This window comes from Mitsuaria sp. 7, from assembly GCF_001653795.1.
Classification (GTDB): domain Bacteria; phylum Pseudomonadota; class Gammaproteobacteria; order Burkholderiales; family Burkholderiaceae_C; genus Roseateles.
Map to the genome: position 1 here is coordinate 5,377,186 of NZ_CP011514.1, position 15,446 is coordinate 5,392,631.

At 69.5% G+C, this 15,446-nt stretch carries 14 protein-coding genes; 12 read left to right on the forward strand and 2 right to left on the reverse strand.

Annotation, left to right across the window (positions count from 1 at the left end; translation table 11 throughout):
• The first annotated feature begins 147 nt into the window (after positions 1-147).
• Positions 148-1,083, forward strand: coding sequence for a LysR family transcriptional regulator (locus ABE85_RS23620; protein WP_067280587.1), 936 nt, complete (start codon positions 148-150; stop codon positions 1,081-1,083).
• Positions 1,080-1,535 (forward strand): DUF2214 family protein, encoded by a 456-nt coding sequence (locus ABE85_RS23625; protein WP_067280591.1) that lies wholly within the window; start codon positions 1,080-1,082, stop codon positions 1,533-1,535. The genes ABE85_RS23620 and ABE85_RS23625 overlap by 4 nt, the downstream gene beginning before the upstream one ends.
• A 55-nt stretch (positions 1,536-1,590) precedes the next feature.
• Here ABE85_RS23625 and ABE85_RS23630 read toward each other — a convergent pair whose 3' ends face one another.
• A complete protein-coding gene (locus ABE85_RS23630; RefSeq protein WP_067280594.1) occupies positions 1,591-1,920 on the reverse strand; it encodes a PsiF family protein in 330 nt (109 codons plus the stop codon).
• Between the two features lie 167 nt (positions 1,921-2,087).
• Positions 2,088-3,470 carry a serine/threonine-protein kinase gene (locus tag ABE85_RS23635; protein WP_082938895.1) on the reverse strand — a complete coding sequence of 461 codons (1,383 nt, stop codon included), beginning with the start codon at positions 3,468-3,470 and terminating at the stop codon, positions 2,088-2,090.
• An 87-nt stretch (positions 3,471-3,557) separates the two neighbouring features.
• On the opposite strand from ABE85_RS23635, the gene argS reads away from it, so the two are divergent.
• The 10 genes from argS to ABE85_RS23685 all read left to right on the forward strand — a co-directional run bounded on the left by argS (position 3,558) and on the right by ABE85_RS23685 (position 15,409).
• The gene (argS, locus tag ABE85_RS23640) at positions 3,558-5,312 is read left to right on the forward strand and encodes an arginine--tRNA ligase (protein ID WP_067280596.1); all 1,755 of its coding nucleotides are present in this window, start codon (positions 3,558-3,560) and stop codon (positions 5,310-5,312) included.
• Positions 5,309-5,983 (forward strand): SPOR domain-containing protein, encoded by a 675-nt coding sequence (locus ABE85_RS23645; RefSeq protein WP_067280598.1) that lies wholly within the window; start codon positions 5,309-5,311, stop codon positions 5,981-5,983. Before argS ends, ABE85_RS23645 begins: the two co-directional genes overlap by 4 nt.
• 128 nt (positions 5,984-6,111) lie before the next feature.
• Positions 6,112-6,792 (forward strand): thiol:disulfide interchange protein DsbA/DsbL, encoded by a 681-nt coding sequence (locus ABE85_RS23650; RefSeq protein ID WP_067283439.1) that lies wholly within the window; start codon positions 6,112-6,114, stop codon positions 6,790-6,792.
• A gap of 187 nt (positions 6,793-6,979) precedes the next feature.
• Entirely contained in the window at positions 6,980-7,903 is a 924-nt protein-coding gene (locus tag ABE85_RS23655) for an SPFH domain-containing protein (protein ID WP_067280600.1), read from the forward strand.
• A 19-nt stretch (positions 7,904-7,922) separates the two neighbouring features.
• The gene (locus ABE85_RS23660) at positions 7,923-8,609 is read left to right on the forward strand and encodes a hypothetical protein (protein ID WP_157522829.1); all 687 of its coding nucleotides are present in this window, start codon (positions 7,923-7,925) and stop codon (positions 8,607-8,609) included.
• 18 nt (positions 8,610-8,627) lie between these two features.
• Positions 8,628-8,912 carry a hypothetical protein gene (locus ABE85_RS23665; protein ID WP_197507411.1) on the forward strand — a complete coding sequence of 95 codons (285 nt, stop codon included), beginning with the start codon at positions 8,628-8,630 and terminating at the stop codon, positions 8,910-8,912.
• Between the two features lie 66 nt (positions 8,913-8,978).
• Positions 8,979-9,599: a TetR/AcrR family transcriptional regulator gene (locus ABE85_RS23670; protein WP_067280613.1), complete on the forward strand. Its 621-nt coding sequence runs from the start codon at positions 8,979-8,981 to the stop codon at positions 9,597-9,599.
• Positions 9,600-9,980: 381 nt separating this feature from the next.
• Positions 9,981-11,267, forward strand: a complete 1,287-nt coding sequence (locus ABE85_RS23675) for a solute carrier family 23 protein (RefSeq protein WP_067280617.1) — start codon at positions 9,981-9,983, stop codon at positions 11,265-11,267.
• Positions 11,268-11,279: 12 nt separating this feature from the next.
• On the forward strand, positions 11,280-13,361 hold the full coding sequence (locus ABE85_RS23680) for a GGDEF domain-containing protein (protein ID WP_157522832.1): 2,082 nt from the start codon (positions 11,280-11,282) through the stop codon (positions 13,359-13,361).
• Positions 13,358-15,409 (forward strand): GGDEF domain-containing protein, encoded by a 2,052-nt coding sequence (locus ABE85_RS23685; RefSeq protein WP_067280625.1) that lies wholly within the window; start codon positions 13,358-13,360, stop codon positions 15,407-15,409. The genes ABE85_RS23680 and ABE85_RS23685 overlap by 4 nt, the downstream gene beginning before the upstream one ends.
• Positions 15,410-15,446 lie beyond the last annotated feature (37 nt).

Consider the following 15,446-nt stretch of genomic DNA (forward strand, 5'->3'; position numbering starts at 1 on the left):
TTCAACGGTTGCTTGACTGTAGGGCGTGAGGACGCGTCGATTCATGTCGGCCCCGGTCGAGGATCCCTGACTTTTTTGCACAAATAACAACGACCAGGGTCGTCATTCATTGCCTCGGGCGGCGCAACGGTCCAACAATGGTCCTCCATGGACCGCCTCAAACAGATCGAGTCCTTCGCGCTGGTCGCGACCAAGGGCAGCCTCACCGCCGCCGCGCAGGCCGAGGGCGTGGCCCCGGCGGTGATGGGTCGCCGCCTCGACGCGCTGGAGGCGCGGCTGGGCGTGAAGCTGCTGCTGCGCACGACGCGCAAGCTGACGCTGACGCACGAGGGCATCGCCTTCCTCGAGGACTGCCAACGCCTGCTCGCCGAGTTCGCCAGCGCCGAGGCCAGCGTCAGCGCTGGCGGCGTGAAGGCGAGCGGCCATCTGCGGATCACCGCGCCAGCGGGCTTCGGTCGACGCCACGTCGCGCCGCTGGTGCCGGACTTCCTGGCGCGGCACCCGGAAGTCAGCCTGTCGCTCAATCTCAGCGATCGCGTCGTCGACATCGTCAACGAAGGCTTCGACTGCGCGGTGCGGGTCGGCGACCTCAGCGACTCCAGCCTGATCAGCATGCGTCTGGCCGACAACCGGCGGCTGTGCGTGGCGGCGCCCTCCTACCTGAAGCGCGCCGGCACGCCCAGGCATCCGTCCGAGCTGATGCGGCACGAATGCCTGACGCTGAGTTCGGACGCCAGCCAGACCCGCGGATGGGCCTTCCGCATCGATGGCCAGGTGCAGCATCTGCGGCCCAGCGGGCGGCTCGACTGCAGCGACGGCCAGGTGCTCCACGACTGGTGCCGGCAGGGACTCGGCCTGGCCTGGCGCAGCACCTGGGAAGTGGCCGCGGCGCTGCATGCGGGCGAGCTGGTCAGCGTGCTCGACGATTTCGCCGCGCCGCCCAACGGCATCTTCGCCGTGCTGCCCCAGCGCAAGCACCTGCCCTTGCGGGTGAGGCTCTGGATAGACTTCCTCAAGGAGCATCACGGCAGCCCCGACTACTGGGGAAGCTGGGCGCGTGCCTCCACCGCGGAGACCCCATGACCCTGGAAGCCCTGCTCGCCGGCCTGCACATCGTGGCCATCCTCAGCCTGGTCGTGTTCCTGGCCAGCCAGGCGGCGCTGTGCCGCAGCGAATGGATGAACCCGGCCGTCGTGCGCCGCCTCTCGCGGCTGGACCTGATCTACGGCATCACCGCGGTGGCGGTGCTGCAGACCGGCCTGGCGCGCACCTGGTGGGGCACGAAGGGCCTGGGCTGGTACTGGCACCAGCCGCTGCTGCACTTCAAGTTCGGGATGTTCGTCGTGATCGGGCTGATCTCGATCAAGCCGACGCTGACCTACCGACGCTGGCTGAAGACGCTGGACGGCGGCGGCGGCCTGCCCAGCGAGACCGAGATCCGCGCTACGCGCCGCCTCGTGATGATGCAGGCGCACCTGCTGATCCTGATCCCGATCGCGGCGGTGATGCTCGCGCGGGGCGTCCTCACCCAATGAACAAGGCCCTCGTCAGAGGGCCTTGTGTCATGGCGTCACGCGCGTAGTCGCGGCCTTACTTGGCGGAGAGGCACTCTTTCATGAACGTCTTGCGGGCGTCGCCGGTCTTGCCCTTGGCCTCGGCGTTGCAGGTGGTCATCTTGGTCTGCTGAGCCGTCTTCGCGGGGCCCGAAGCGGTCTCGCCCTTCAGGCAGCTGCTCATGAAGACCTTGCGCTCATCGCCGGACTTGTCCTTGGCATCGGCGTTGCAGGACTTCATCAGCTGCTGCTGCTTCAGCTGCTTCTCGGACGGTGCCTTCTTCGCATCGTCCGCGGCATGCGCGCCCAGCGCGGCCAGCGCGAGCAGGGCACCAGCGAACAGCGAGGTCGGGGTCAGGTGTTTCATCACTCTCTCCTACGGGGCTACAGGGGGTTTGGGGAAGGACCTGTGAGGCAGTTGAGCATACGAACGAACCGCCCTCAAGTGCGGTTGACGTACGTCAAGAAACCCGATGACCCGGACCGGTTGGCCTCGATTCGACGCGCGCCTGCTGGTGCGAGTCAGAGGGCCACTCACATGATCCGGCGCGGAGAAGCCAGCGCCTCATGGGCGAGATGGAGCCGCCTGACAAGAACCTGGATGAAAGCCCGGTCGAACCGGTGCTGGCACTCGGGACTGAGCTGCCCCAGCGACTCCGGCGTGAAGGACACGGTTGTGCAAAGTTGGGTCACCCGAATGTCGGTGCTGTGGCGGCGCAGATCGGGATTCGGCGCCAGATAGGCCATCTCGCCGACGGAGGTGCCGGTGCCCAGCGTCGCGACCAGCGCCTCGTCGCGCCAGACCTCGACCTCGCCCTGCGTGATGATGTGGAAGGTGTTGCCTTCCTGGCCCTTCTTGAACAGCAGGTAGTCGAGCGGATAACGGCGCCAGCGCGCGCGCCGCACGACTTCCCAGAGCTCGACGTCGCCGAAGCCCGCGAAGAACTCCAGCCCGCGCAGCAGGTTGAAACGCTCCGAGTCCTTCACCTCGTTGAGCCGCGCCAGCGGCACCAGTTGCCTGGCCACGAGCTCCGACAGCGCCTGGCCGAAGGACTCCCAGTCGGGATAGCGCTCGGACGGGTGCTTGTAGAGCGCGCGCTGGATGACCGCGTCCAGCTCCGCCGTCACGCCGCCGCGCTGGCCCACCAGCGGCTGCGGCGCCTGGTGGTAGATCTGGTGCATCAGCGCCATCTGGTTGGGCGCGTCGAAGGGCGGCCGGCCGCTCACCAGGTGGTACAGCACGGCGCCCAGCGCATAGATGTCGGCCTGGGCGCCGACGTCGCCGCCCTCGATCTGCTCCGGCGGCATGTAGGCCAGCGAGCCGACGCGATGCACCTGCGTCATGTCGGCATTGAGATTGAGCGCGCTGCCGAAGTCGCTGACCTTCAGGTCGGTGACCTGGCCCTGGCTGTCGAGCACCGCCAGCAGGTTCGCGGGCTTGATGTCGCGGTGGACGACGCCCTGGCGGAACACATACGACAGCGCCATCGCGCACTTGAACCCGAGTTCGACGATCTGGTCCAGCGGCAGCAGCCGGTCGTTGCGGCAGAAGTGCTTCAGCGTGACGCCGTGGACGAACTCCATGACGAGGTAGGGCAGGTCGCCGTCCTGCACCGCGTCGAGGATCTGCACCACGTTCGGGTGCTGCAGCCGGCCGGCCAGCGCGGCCTCGGCGGCGAAGAAGCGGATGCTGAGCGTGTCTTCCTCGGACCGGCCGCCGGCCGACCAGGCGCGCATGCGCTTGATGGCGACCTCCTGGCCCTTGAAGTCGTCCATCGCGAGGAAGACGTCGCTGGTCGCGCCTTCGCCCAGCCGTCTCAGCACGCGGTACTTGCCGATCTGCTCCGGCAGGTCGGCCAGTCCACCGAGCGTCGATTCGGAAAAGGTGGAGGGACGGAGATCGTCGGAGGCGCTCATCGGAGGGTCATCCTGCCCCAGGGAGAGGGTGCGGGCAAGGGGGGGCACACGGTCTCTTACAGGGGAGGTCCCCTAAAATGCGGCCCCATGATCCAAGCCAAGCAGGAATTGCTCGCCGCCCTCGGCACCGTGCTCCAGGGCCTGAGCCAGGAGGCCGTTGACGCCGGCCTCATCGCCGCCGCGCCCGCGGCCGCTTTCGAGAACCCCAAGCAAGCCTCCCACGGCGACTTCGCCAGCACCGCGGCGATGCAGCTGTCCAAGGCGCTGAAGAAGAACCCGCGCGAACTGGCGCAGACGCTGATCGCCCAGCTGCAGGCGCAGCCCGCGTTCGAGCGCTGGGTCGACGCGCTGGAGATCGCCGGCCCCGGGTTCATCAACATCCGCCTGAAGCCGGCCGCCCGGCAGGCCGTGGTCGGCGAGGTCTTCGCCGCGACGTCGCGCTTCGGCCACCAGCCTGCGCGCGAGACCTCGGCGCTGGTCGAGTTCGTCTCCGCCAACCCCACCGGTCCGCTGCACGTCGGCCACGCGCGCCAGGCGGCGCTGGGCGATTCGCTCTGCCACCTGTTCGAGACGCAGGGCTGGAAGGTCAGCCGCGAGTTCTATTACAACGACGCCGGCGTGCAGATCGGGACGCTGGCCCACAGCACGCAGCTGCGCATCAAGGGATTCAAACCCGGCGACCCGGTCTGGCCGACCGAGGAAGACAACCCCGAGAGCAAGAAGTTCTACAACGGCGAGTACATCCAGGACATCGCCGAGGCCTTCCTGCGCAAGGAGACGGTGAAGGCCGACGACCGCGAGTTCACCGCGTCGGGCGATCCGGACGACATCGACTCGATCCGCCAGTTCGCCGTGGCCTTCCTGCGCCACGAGCAGGACCTGGACCTGCAGGCGTTCGGGCTGCGCTTCGACAACTACTTCCTCGAGTCCTCGCTGTACAGCGGCGGCCAGGTCGAGGACGCCGTGTCGCGCATCATCGCCAACGGCAAGACGTATGAGGACGGCGGCGCGCTGTGGCTGCGCTCCACCGACTACGGCGACGACAAGGACCGCGTGATGCGCAAGTCCGACGGCACCTTCACCTACTTCGTCCCGGACGTCGCGTACCACGTCAACAAGTTCAAGCGCGGCTTCTCCAAGTGCATCAACGTCCAGGGCAGCGACCACCACGGCACGATCGCCCGGGTGCGCGGCGGCCTGCAGGCCACCGGCGTCGGCATCCCGCAGGGCTTCCCCGACTACGTGCTGCACAAGATGGTCACCGTCATGAAGGACGGCGGCGAGGTCAAGATCTCCAAGCGCGCCGGCAGCTACGTGACGCTGCGCGACCTGATCGACTGGACCAGCCGCGACGCGGTGCGCTTCTTCCTGATCAGCCGCAAGGCGGACACCGAATTCGTCTTCGACGTCGACCTGGCGCTCAAGGCCAACGACGAGAACCCCGTGTTCTACGTGCAGTACGCGCATGCGCGCATCTGCTCGGTGCTGCGCAAGGGCGTCGAGCAGGGCCATGACGAGGCCGCGGTGGCCGGCGCCGACCTGTCGCTGCTGAACGCGCCGACCGAGTCCGCGCTGATGCTCAAGCTGGCGGACTATCCCCGCATGCTGACCTCGGCGGCGCAAGACCTGGCCCCGCACGACGTCGCGTTCTACCTGCGCGATCTGGCGGGCGCGCTGCACAGCTACTATGGCGCCGAACGCGTGCTGGGCGACGACCCGGCCCTGACGCGCGCGCGCCTGGCGCTGCTGGCCGCGACGCGACAGGTGATGCGCAACGCGCTGGCGGTGCTGGGGGTGTCGGCCCCGGACGCGATGGAACGTGACTCGCAGGAGCAGCAATGAGTAAACAGAAGCAGCGCGGCGGATTCGCCATGGGCCTGATCGTGGGCCTGCTGCTGGGGCTGGGGATCGCGCTGGGCGTGGCCCTGTACGTGACGAAGGCCCCGGTGCCGTTCGTCAACAAGCTGCCGCAGCGCACCGCGGAACAGGACGCCCAGGAAGCCGAACGCAACCGGAACTGGGACCCGAACGCGCCGCTGGCCGGCCGTGCCGGCGCGAAGGCCGCGTCGGGCGTGGTGACGCCGGCGGTCGTGCCCCCCGCGACCCAGACGGCGCCGCAGGTCAGCACGGGCACGACGCCGGCACCAGCGGTCGAAGGCCGCCCGGTGGAACGCGCCCCTGCGGTTCAGCCGCAGGCCCAGAGCCAGATCCCGTCCGTCAAGCCGGAGCAGCGTCCCACCGAGCCGCGCGCCGACGGTGCGCGCCCCGACGGCTCGCGCGGCAGCTTCTTCGTCCAGGCCGGCGCCTACACGCGCATGGAGGACGCCGAGCAGCAGCGCGCCAAGCTGGCGATCCAGGGCTTCTCGGCCAAGGTGATGGAGCGCGAGCAGTCCGGTCGCACGGTGTTCCGGGTCCGCCTGGGCCCGTTCGACACGCGTGACGAGGCGGAAGCGCAGCAGAAGAAACTCGAGGGCGCGGGCGTCGAAGCCAACCTCGTCGCGATCCAGCGCTGAGCGACCGGGCGTTGCCTGCATCGAACCGGTACGGTCGTCATGCAACGTTAATGCCGCTCTAAGTTTGACTTTCTAGGATGGCCGGCCGCTGCGGCGCCGGTCGCAGCGGAACCAACAAGGAATCGAAGATGAAGCGTCGCGAATTCAACGCCCTCACGGCCCTGTCCACCGCCGCGGGCGGCGGTGCGCTCCTGACCGGCGTGCCGGCGCAGGCCCAGGGCGGTCCGGTCGAGGGCCGCCAGTACCAGCGCCTGGCCACGCCGGTCGCGGGTTCCGTGCCGGGCAAGGTCGAGGTGATCGAGTTCTTCTGGTACGGCTGCCCGCACTGCTACGTCTTCGAGCCCACGATCGAGGCCTGGGCCAAGCAGCTGCCCGCGGACGTCGTGTACCGCAAGATCCACGTGGCGTTCCGGGCCAACGTGAAGATCCACCAGCAGCTGTTCTTCGCGCTGGAAGTGATGGGCAAGGAAGCGCAGGTGCGCCCCGCCATCTTCAACGCCATCCACCGGGGCAACCAGAGCCTGCTGGACGTGGACGAGATGGCCAAGTTCCTGGCGCCGCTGGGCGTGGATCCGGCGAAGTTCAAGGAGACCTTCAAGTCCTTCACCGTGCAGTCCAAATGCCAGCAGGCCGAGAAGCTGCAGAACCAGTACAACATCGACGGCGTGCCCAGCGTGGCGATCGGCGGGCGTTTCCTGACGTCGCCGGCGATGGCGGGCTTCGGCTTGCGCGTGAGCGAGGAAGAACTCGGTCAGCGTTGCATCGCCGTCGCGAACTACCTGCTGCCGATGGCGCGCAAGGGCGCCTGAGCGGCCTGGTCGTACTGCTCCGGCCGCTGGCCCTCACCCCTGCCCTCTCCCGCGGTGCGGGAGAGGAGTCCGGATGGAGTCCTTTGGAAGCGCCCCTCGTGGGCGCTTTCTGCTTTTTCGGGGTCAGGACTTGCGCGATCGTGTGTCCGGGGCTTAAAGTGATATCACCTTTTTGGAGGAGTTGGTGATGAGCACGACCGCAGTCCCGAAGACCCCCTCGTCGCGCGCCGCTGCGACGCCGACGATGGAGCGCCGCGCCGGGACGGCCAATGGCTACGCCGCGCTGCTGATCGGCCTGGGCCTGCTGGCCTTCGCGGTCTGGCGCGTCATCGCGTTCCGCCACGAGGCGATCGACCTGATGCAGCTGACGCTGATCCTGGCGGGTCTGATCCTGCTGTCGGGGCTCTACATCCAGCAGCCCAACGAGGCGCGCCTGCTGACGCTCTTCGGCCGCTATGTCGGCACCGACCGCGTCTCCGGGCTGCGCTGGACGATCCCGCTGTTCATGGCCAAGCGCCGCCTCTCGCTGCGCGCGCGCAACCTGGACGCCCCCACGCTGAAGGTCAACGACAAGCGCGGCAATCCGGTCGAGATCGGCGCGGCCGTGGTCTGGCGCGTCCAGGACACGGCGCGCGCGGTGTTCGAGGTCGACGACTTCGAGCAGTACGTCAGCATCCAGGCCGAGGCCGCGATCCGGCACGTCGCCTCGCAGTTCGCCTACGACGAGGGCGACGACATCGACAGCCAGGAGATCACGCTGCGCGCCGGTGCCGACGAGGTGATGGCCGCGATGATCGACGAACTGGCCGTGCGTCTGCAGCCCGCAGGTGTCAGCGTCGAGACGGCCATGCTGACCCACCTGGCCTATGCGCCCGAGATCGCGCAGGTGATGCTGCGCCGGCAGCAGGCCGAGGCCATCATCAGCGCCCGCAAGAAGATCGTGCACGGCGCGGTCAGCATGGTCGAGGAAGCCCTCAAGGGACTGAGCGAACGCGAGATCGTGCAGCTCGACGACGAGCGCAAGGCCGCGATGGTGTCCAACCTGCTGGTGGTGCTGTGCTCCGACAAGGACACGCAGCCGATCATCAACGCGGGCACGCTCTACAACTGAGCGCGGCCAGGGAGCAGGCATGGCCACGACACCACGTGCCACACCACGCACGACACCACGCACGACACCGCGCTCAACAACGGGCACCCCATCGGGCGGCAGCTCCTCGGCGGCGGTCACCCCCCCGAAGGGCGGCGGCTGGAGCCCGTGGCGGGCCCTGTTCCTCGCGTCATGGAGCGCGCACCTCTCGTTCATCCTGCTGTCCGCCGACTCGTTGCCAGCCATCGTGGTGGATCCGTCCCACGGGGGCAAGGCCTGGAGCCGGGACGCCTATCTGGCGATCTCGCTCGGCATGGGAGTGCTCGTGCCGGCCATGTGCACCTGGGGCGTGGCCCTCATCGCCCGGCACTTCACCGGCGCGCTGAACATGCCGAACAAGGACTACTGGATGGCGCCGGAGCGCCGCGCGTCGACGCTCGCCACGCTGGGCCGCCTGTTGTGGCCGCTGGGGCTGCTGATCGTCCTGGCGCAGGCGGGATCCACCGTGATGACGCTGGCCTCGGTGATGCATTGGCCGCTGCCCGCCGAGGCCCCCATCGCGGGCGGGGTGCTGTGGGTCGTCGGCATGGTCGCCTGGGTGGGCGTGGTGCTGCGGACTTTCCGCCTGCCCGGGCGTGCGTCGATGTCGTTCTCATCGTCGCTGCCTCCGGCGACGCCCGGCGCTCGTCAGAGACCGCGCGCGCCACACCGCCGCCCCGGGCGCTGACGACGGAGCGACGCAGCGATGGGCAGTCCCGGCAAGAAGCAGTTTCCACTGCGCCTCGATCCGGCGTTGTGGGAGGAGATCGAGCGGCTGGCCGCGATCGAACTGCGTTCCTCCAACGCGCAGATCGAGCTGCTGCTGCGCGAGGCGCTCAAGCGTCGCGGCATCAAGCCGGCGCTCTCGCCCACCCCGCGCCGGGGTCGTCCGCCGGCGGGTGAGGCCGATGCCGCCGTCGAGGGCGCGGAGGGCGACGAGGGCTCAGGCATCCCTGATGCCTCCGGTGCCGCCGACAGGGTCGACGAATAACCCATCTACCGTCCCCGCCATCGAGGGGATCAGCGAACTTCGCACGACCGTGCTAAATTGTGGCGCATGGAAGCAAAGACCGCCCGCAGTGAGCTGACGCAGAGCGCCATCGTCGATGTCGCGCTGGAGATGGCGCGCCTGGACGGCCTGGACAGCCTGTCGATCGGTGAGGTGGCCAAGCGGCTGAACCTGTCCAAGAGCGGCGTGTTCTCGCGCATCGGCTCGCGCGAGGCCTTGCAGACCGCGGTGCTGGATGCGTTCGAGAAGATCTTCCAGCAGGAGGTCATCCTGCCGGCGCTGCGCGAACCGCGCGGCCTGCCGCGGATGGACGCGATGGTGCGTGCGTGGTTGAACCGCGTCGAGGGTCCGCACGGCAACTGCCTGTACGTCGCCGGTGCCTTCGAGTACGACGACCGCGATGAAGCCATGCGCGACCATCTGCTGGACGGCGTCCGCCGCTGGCGCTCGACGCTGCGGCGCACGCTGGTCCAGGCGCAGGACGCGGGTCAGTTGCGCGCCGACGCCGACCTCGATCAGCTGATCTTCGAGCTCGACGGCCTGTTCACCGCGCTGGTCCGTGAGGTGCGCTTCCTGCGCACGCCGGACGCCGTCGATCGGGCCTGGACCAGCTATCGCCGCCTGATGGCGCCGGCGCTGGTCACGAGCGCCCCCGCTTCCCCCGCCTGAGGCCGTCGCCCATGAACCGCGCCGGCCTCATTGCTTCCACCAATTTCGCACGCTCGTGCGAAGTCGCTCGCGCTTCATGTCGCGGCATCTTTCCCTGACCTTCGAGGAGTCGACCATGACCATCCTGCTGATCCTCAGCCTTCTGTTCGGCGGCGCACTCTGGCGTGCCTGGGTCTCGTGGCGCCGGCTGCTGAAGCAGCTGCCGCGACGCAACCACGACATGGTGCTGTTCTGAGCCTGGGGCTGAGGCCGCCCCTCGCCCGCCTCACCGGTCCAGCCGTCTATCCGCTGCCGTGGCCCCACCCGGTCACGGGATAAGCCGGAGTGGCGATGCCATGAGCGCTCCTTACACTCGACGGCTTGTCCCATTGAGGTAAGTCCATGGCGTGGTTGATGCGCTGGCGGCCCGTGACCGTCGGCCCCGAGAAGGCGATTGCTCCCGATGAACGCCTGTCCTGGCCGCAGACCGCGGCGCTCGGCCTGCAACATGTGATCGCCATGTTCGGCGCCACCGTGCTGGCGCCGCTGCTGATGGGCTTCGATCCCAACGTCGCCGTGCTGATGAGCGGCGTGGGCACGCTGCTGTTCTTCTTCCTCACCGGCGGCCGCGTGCCGAGCTACCTGGGCTCGAGCTTCGCGTTCATCGGCGTGGTCATCGCCGCGACCGGCTATGCCGGCAGCGGTCCCAATCCCAACCTGCCGCTGGCGCTGGGCGGCATCATCGCCTGCGGCGTGCTGTACACCGTCATCGGCCTGCTGGTGTCGGCCACCGGCAGCGGCTGGGTCGAGAAGCTGATGCCCCCGGTCGTGACCGGCGCGGTGGTGGCGGTGATCGGGCTCAACCTCGCGTCGGTGCCGATCAAGAACATGGCGCCGACGCCCTTCGACGCCTGGATGCAGGCGGCGACCTTCGTCAGCGTCGCCGTGGTCGCGGTCTTCGCGCGCGGCATGCTGCAGCGCCTGCTGATCCTCGCCGGCCTGATCCAGGCCAGCCTGATCTATGCGCTGCTGACCAACGGATTCGGTCTGGGCGCGCCGATCGACCTGTCGAAGGTCGCGGCGGCGGCGTGGATCGGTCTGCCGCAGTTCCACGCGCCGGTGTTCGACGGCGCGGCGATGCTGATGATCGCGCCGGTCGCGCTCATCCTGGTCGCGGAGAACCTCGGCCACCTGAAGGCGGTCGGTGCGATGACAGGGCGCGACATGACGCCTTTCCTCGGTCGCGCCTTCATCGGCGACGGCCTCGCGACGATCGCCAGCGGCGCGGTCGGCGGAACCGGCGTCACGACCTACGCCGAGAACATCGGCGTCATGGCCGCGACCCGCATCTATTCGACGGCGGTCTTCGTGTTCGCGGCGCTGATGGCGCTGGCGCTGGGCTTCTCGCCGAAGTTCGGCGCGCTGATCCAGGCCATCCCGCTGGCGGTGATGGGCGGCGTCAGCATCGTCGTGTTCGGCCTGATCGCGATCGCGGGCGCCCGCATCTGGGTGGACCATCAGGTCGACTTCCGCGACCCGCGCAACCTGATGGTCGCCGCGATCACGCTGGTGATCGGCACGGGCGACTTCACGTTGAAGCTGGGTGCGTTTACCCTGGGTGGCATCGGAACTGCCACGTTCGGCGCGATCCTGCTGCATGCGCTGCTCCGGCGCGGCCGCACGGACTGACCCACGGCCTTCATGCCCTCCACGCCCTCGGAACCCCGCGCCGCGGCCCTGGCGCTCGCATTGAGCCTCGTGCTGCCGTTGCTGTCGGGTTGCGGTCCGGGTGACGGCGCCGGGTCGCGCGCGTCCGCAGCGTCAGCCGGCGCGGCGGTGCAGGACCGCGCGCTGCAGGCGGAACTCGAACAGCAGGAGCGCGTCGGCCAGGCCCATCCCCGAGAGCATGTGCGGGAACTGCAGGCCATCGAGGCGCGCGCCGCGGTGGGCAGCGCGGAGCGGCTGGAAGCGCTGAGCCAGCGCGCGGCCCTGCTCGCGCAGCTGCGCGACCGCAGCGGCCATGAGGCGGCGCTCGAGCAGCTCAAGGCCTGGCCCGAGGCCTCGCCCACGCGGAGTCAGATCCCGCTGGCGCTGATGCTGGCGCGCGCGCAGTGGCTGAAGGCGAACGGCGAGCTGGGCGCCGGCGTGCGACTGCTGGCCGGCCTGTCCGACATGGACGCCGCCACGGCCGACCGGCGCCTGATGTGGCGTGCCACCGAGCTGCGCGCCTACATCCAGGGCGACTACGGCGAGGTCGATGCGGCGGTCGAGAGCGGGCTGAAGGCGCTGGACCAGGCGCGCGCGATGGAGTCGCGATGGCGCGCGGCGGCCACCGAGGCGACCCTCGCCTTCAACTACTACCGCAGCCAGCAGATCGACCATGCCAAGCGCACCGCGCGCGAGGCCTTGCAGGCCGCGCAGCAGGATCCCGACCCGGTGCTGCTGTACCTGGTCCACACGATCCTGGGCATCGTGTACTCGCAGGACGAGGATCCGAAGTTCAGCCAGCAGGCCCGCGAGCAGGCGCTGCAGTACGCCCGCGAGGCCCAGGCCCAGGGCCTGCAGGCGCTGGCCCTGGGCAACCTGGCGGACTACGAGCTGCGCACCGGCAACTACGCGCGCGCGCTGGACCTCTCGACGCAAAGCCTGGCCCTCGCGCACGAGAGCGGCGACATCTCGACCGAGATCCTGGCCCGGCACAACACGGGCATCGCCAAGATCGGCCTGCGCAAGCTGGAAGAGGGCAAGCGCGACGTGCTGCAGGCCATCACGATGGACGCGCAGCGCGAGGCCGGCAGCTACACGGCGGAGTCCTGGCTGGAGCTGGGCATCTACCTGGAGAAGTTCGACGACCTGCCCGGCGCGGTCGCGGCCTTCCATCAATCGCGCAAGGAATTCGACGAGGTGCTGCGCGACGAGACCCGCAAGGCGGTGCTGGAAGCGCAGGCGCGCTTCGAGGACCAGCAGCGCCAGCGCGAGATCCGGCTGCTCAACCAGGACAACAGCCTCAAGGCCGAGCAGATCCGCACCCGCGACCTGCAGCTCAAGCTGTGGGCGGAGGTCGGCGGCTGCGTGCTGCTGTCCGGCGCGCTGCTGGCGCTGGCCTACCGGCGCATCCGCCGCACGAACGCGGCGCTGGCGCAGACCAACGAATCGCTGCGCGTGCAGAGCGAGCGCGACCCGCTGACGGGGCTCGCCAACCGGCGCCACTTCCAGCAGGCCATCGCCTTGCGCACCCGCGAGGGCGGACTGCGCGGCAGCCTGTTCCTGATCGACATCGACCACTTCAAGCGCATCAACGACCAATGGGGCCATGCGGCCGGCGACACCGTGCTGGTCGAGGTCGCCCGCCGCCTGAGCGGCGTGTTGCGCGAGCAGGACCTGGTCGTCCGCTGGGGCGGCGAGGAATTCCTCATCCTGGTGAACTCCGAGGCGACCGAGGACGCGCGCCAGCTCGGCCAGCGGCTGCTGGACCAGATGGGCGGGCAGCCGGTCGACCACGGGTCGCTGCGCATCCCGATCAGCGCGTCCATCGGCTTTGCCAGCTTCCCGATGGCGCCGCAAGACCTGACCCTGGAGTGGGAGCGCGCCATCGACCTCGTCGACACCGTGATGTACATGGCCAAGGCGCACGGTCGCAACAAGGCCTACGGCGTGGCGGCGATGCAGGCGCGCGACCGCGATCAGCTGCTCGCGCTGGCCGGGCGCATCGAGTCCGCCTGGCACCAGGGCCAGGTGCAGCTGGTGAGCCTGCTCGGGCCGACGCAGGAGCCGCGCGCATGAGGACCCGCGTGCGCGACTGCCTGCGGTCTGTCTGGACGGCCGCCCTGCTGGGCCTGGGCGCGACCCTGGCGCTCGCGGAGATCCCCGATCGCGCGCTGGATGCCCAGCTCGCGCAGCTGGACCGCTTCGGCTACAACGAGCCGGAGAAGGCGGCGCAGCAGTTGCGCGCGCTGCTCGCGGAGCCGTCGCATGCGCCGCATCGTCTCCACATCGAGTACACGCTGGGCCGCAACGCGGTCCAGGCCGGGCGTCCCGACGACGTGCGGCGCATCGCCCGCGAGCTGGAGGCGCGGCCGGGCGGGCGGCCGCTGTCGCGCATGCTGCTGGCCGAATTGCAGGATCGGCAGGGGCAGACCGGCCGCTCGGGCGAGATGGCGCAACTGGCGCTGGATGAGCTGGCGCCGGCCTGTCCGGCCGCAGGGACGCCGTCGACGCCGGCGATTCCGCCCGGCTGCGATGCGCGCGTGATGATCCAGGCCTTGAGGCTGATCGCCCGGGCGCAGGGGGCGCGCGGCGAGTACGCCTTCGCCGAGACCTCGTTGCGGCGGGCGCTGTCGCTGGCGCAGGCGATCCAGGACCACAGCGTGACCGGCACGATGATGGGATCGCTGGCCGTCAACAGCCAGGTGCGGGACGAGTCCCCGGCGGCCCAGCAGTGGCTGGCGCAGGCCTGGCAGCTCGCGCAAGGCGATGTCTCGGCGATGAGCCGCGCGAAGATGGTCGAGTCGATGGTCGCGTCCCGGCGCGGGGACCGGCCGGCCCAGCTGTCCGCGCTGGAAGATGCGCTGCGACTTGCCGAGCAGGCGGGCGGTCGGCGCGACGTGGCGCTGCTGCAGAACAACCTGCTCGACGCCTACATCCACACCGACCAGTCCGCCAAGGCGGTGCAGCTCGCGCGGCTGGCGCTGCCGGTCGTGCAGTTCTACAACGACCAGACGGTCGAGCGCACGCTGCGGCACAACCTGTCGGTGGCGCTGGTGCAGCAGCGCCAGTTCGAGCCGGCGCGGCGCGAGATCGCGCGCGTCCTCGAGATGGCGCAGGGCGACTTCGATCCCGTGCGCCGTGCGCTGCAGCTGCGGGAACTGGGCGAGGCCTACGCCAAGGTCGGCCAGGCCAAGGAAGCGCTGCGGCTCTATCACGAGGAGCGCGCGCTCAGCGCGGACACGGCGCGCCGCAACCGCGAGTCCTCGTTGCAGCAGCTGCGCCTGAAGTACGACAGCGAGGCCAAGCAGCGCGACCTGGAGCTGCTGCGCCGGGAGCAGACGCTCAAGGGCCGCGAGCTCGGCAACCGCCGGCTGGCGCAGTACGTCGGCGTCGGGCTGGCGGCGCTGCTGGGGCTGTCGCTGATCCTCATGGGCGTGATGCTGGCGCGGGTGCGCGAGGCCAACCGCAGGCTCAAGGTCAACCAGAGCCTGCTGCGCGCGGCGAGCGAGCGCGATCCGCTGACGGACCTGGCCAACCGCCGCCACTTCCTCGCGGTCATGGACCGCCATGCGAAGGACGTGTTCACCGGCGCGCTGCTGATGATCGACATCGATCACTTCAAGCACGTCAACGATCGCCACGGTCACGCCGCCGGCGACGCCGTGATCATCGAGGTCTCGCGGCGCATCGCGCAGGCGGTGCGGGCGGAGGACCTGGTGGTGCGCTGGGGCGGCGAGGAGTTCCTGGTCTTCGCGCGCAACGTCGCGCCGGACCAGCTGCAGCTGCTGGCCGAGCGCGTCCTGTTCATCGTCGGCGGGGAGCCGGTGCAGACGGCGGCGGGGCCGCTGCGGGTGACCTGCTCCATCGGCTTCGCGCATTTCCCGCTGCCGCCGGCGCAGCTCGCGCTGCACTGGGAGCAGGCCGTCAACTGGGCCGACATGGCGCTCTACACGGCCAAGTCGCAAGGCCGCAATCGCGCGCGCGGCATCGTCACGGTCGCGGCCGGCGACGCCCAGGCGCTGATCCAGATCGAGGCCGACTTCGACGCCGCCTGCAGCTCGGAGCGCGTGCAGCTCCAGACCATCCTGGGTCCGGAGTCACCCGAGGTGCCCGGGGCGGACTAGTCGCCCATACTGGGGCGGCCAAGATCACAACACCGGA

What these genes read in the sequence shown, in the direction of transcription:
- ABE85_RS23625 (WP_067280591.1), top strand. Translation starts at nt 1,080, where the DNA reads ATGACCCTGGAAGCCCTGCTCGCCGGCCTGCACATCGTGGCCATCCTC.
- ABE85_RS23665 (WP_197507411.1), top strand. Translation starts at nt 8,628, where the DNA reads ATGGGCAGTCCCGGCAAGAAGCAGTTTCCACTGCGCCTCGATCCGGCG.
- ABE85_RS23650 (WP_067283439.1), top strand. Translation starts at nt 6,112, where the DNA reads ATGAAGCGTCGCGAATTCAACGCCCTCACGGCCCTGTCCACCGCCGCG.
- ABE85_RS23660 (WP_157522829.1), top strand. Translation starts at nt 7,923, where the DNA reads ATGGCCACGACACCACGTGCCACACCACGCACGACACCACGCACGACA.
- ABE85_RS23670 (WP_067280613.1), top strand. Translation starts at nt 8,979, where the DNA reads ATGGAAGCAAAGACCGCCCGCAGTGAGCTGACGCAGAGCGCCATCGTC.
- ABE85_RS23635 (WP_082938895.1), bottom strand. Translation starts at nt 3,470, where the DNA reads ATGAGCGCCTCCGACGATCTCCGTCCCTCCACCTTTTCCGAATCGACG.
- ABE85_RS23655 (WP_067280600.1), top strand. Translation starts at nt 6,980, where the DNA reads ATGAGCACGACCGCAGTCCCGAAGACCCCCTCGTCGCGCGCCGCTGCG.
- ABE85_RS23675 (WP_067280617.1), top strand. Translation starts at nt 9,981, where the DNA reads ATGGCGTGGTTGATGCGCTGGCGGCCCGTGACCGTCGGCCCCGAGAAG.
- ABE85_RS23645 (WP_067280598.1), top strand. Translation starts at nt 5,309, where the DNA reads ATGAGTAAACAGAAGCAGCGCGGCGGATTCGCCATGGGCCTGATCGTG.
- ABE85_RS23685 (WP_067280625.1), top strand. Translation starts at nt 13,358, where the DNA reads ATGAGGACCCGCGTGCGCGACTGCCTGCGGTCTGTCTGGACGGCCGCC.
- ABE85_RS23680 (WP_157522832.1), top strand. Translation starts at nt 11,280, where the DNA reads ATGCCCTCCACGCCCTCGGAACCCCGCGCCGCGGCCCTGGCGCTCGCA.
- argS (WP_067280596.1), top strand. Translation starts at nt 3,558, where the DNA reads ATGATCCAAGCCAAGCAGGAATTGCTCGCCGCCCTCGGCACCGTGCTC.
- ABE85_RS23630 (WP_067280594.1), bottom strand. Translation starts at nt 1,920, where the DNA reads ATGAAACACCTGACCCCGACCTCGCTGTTCGCTGGTGCCCTGCTCGCG.
- ABE85_RS23620 (WP_067280587.1), top strand. Translation starts at nt 148, where the DNA reads ATGGACCGCCTCAAACAGATCGAGTCCTTCGCGCTGGTCGCGACCAAG.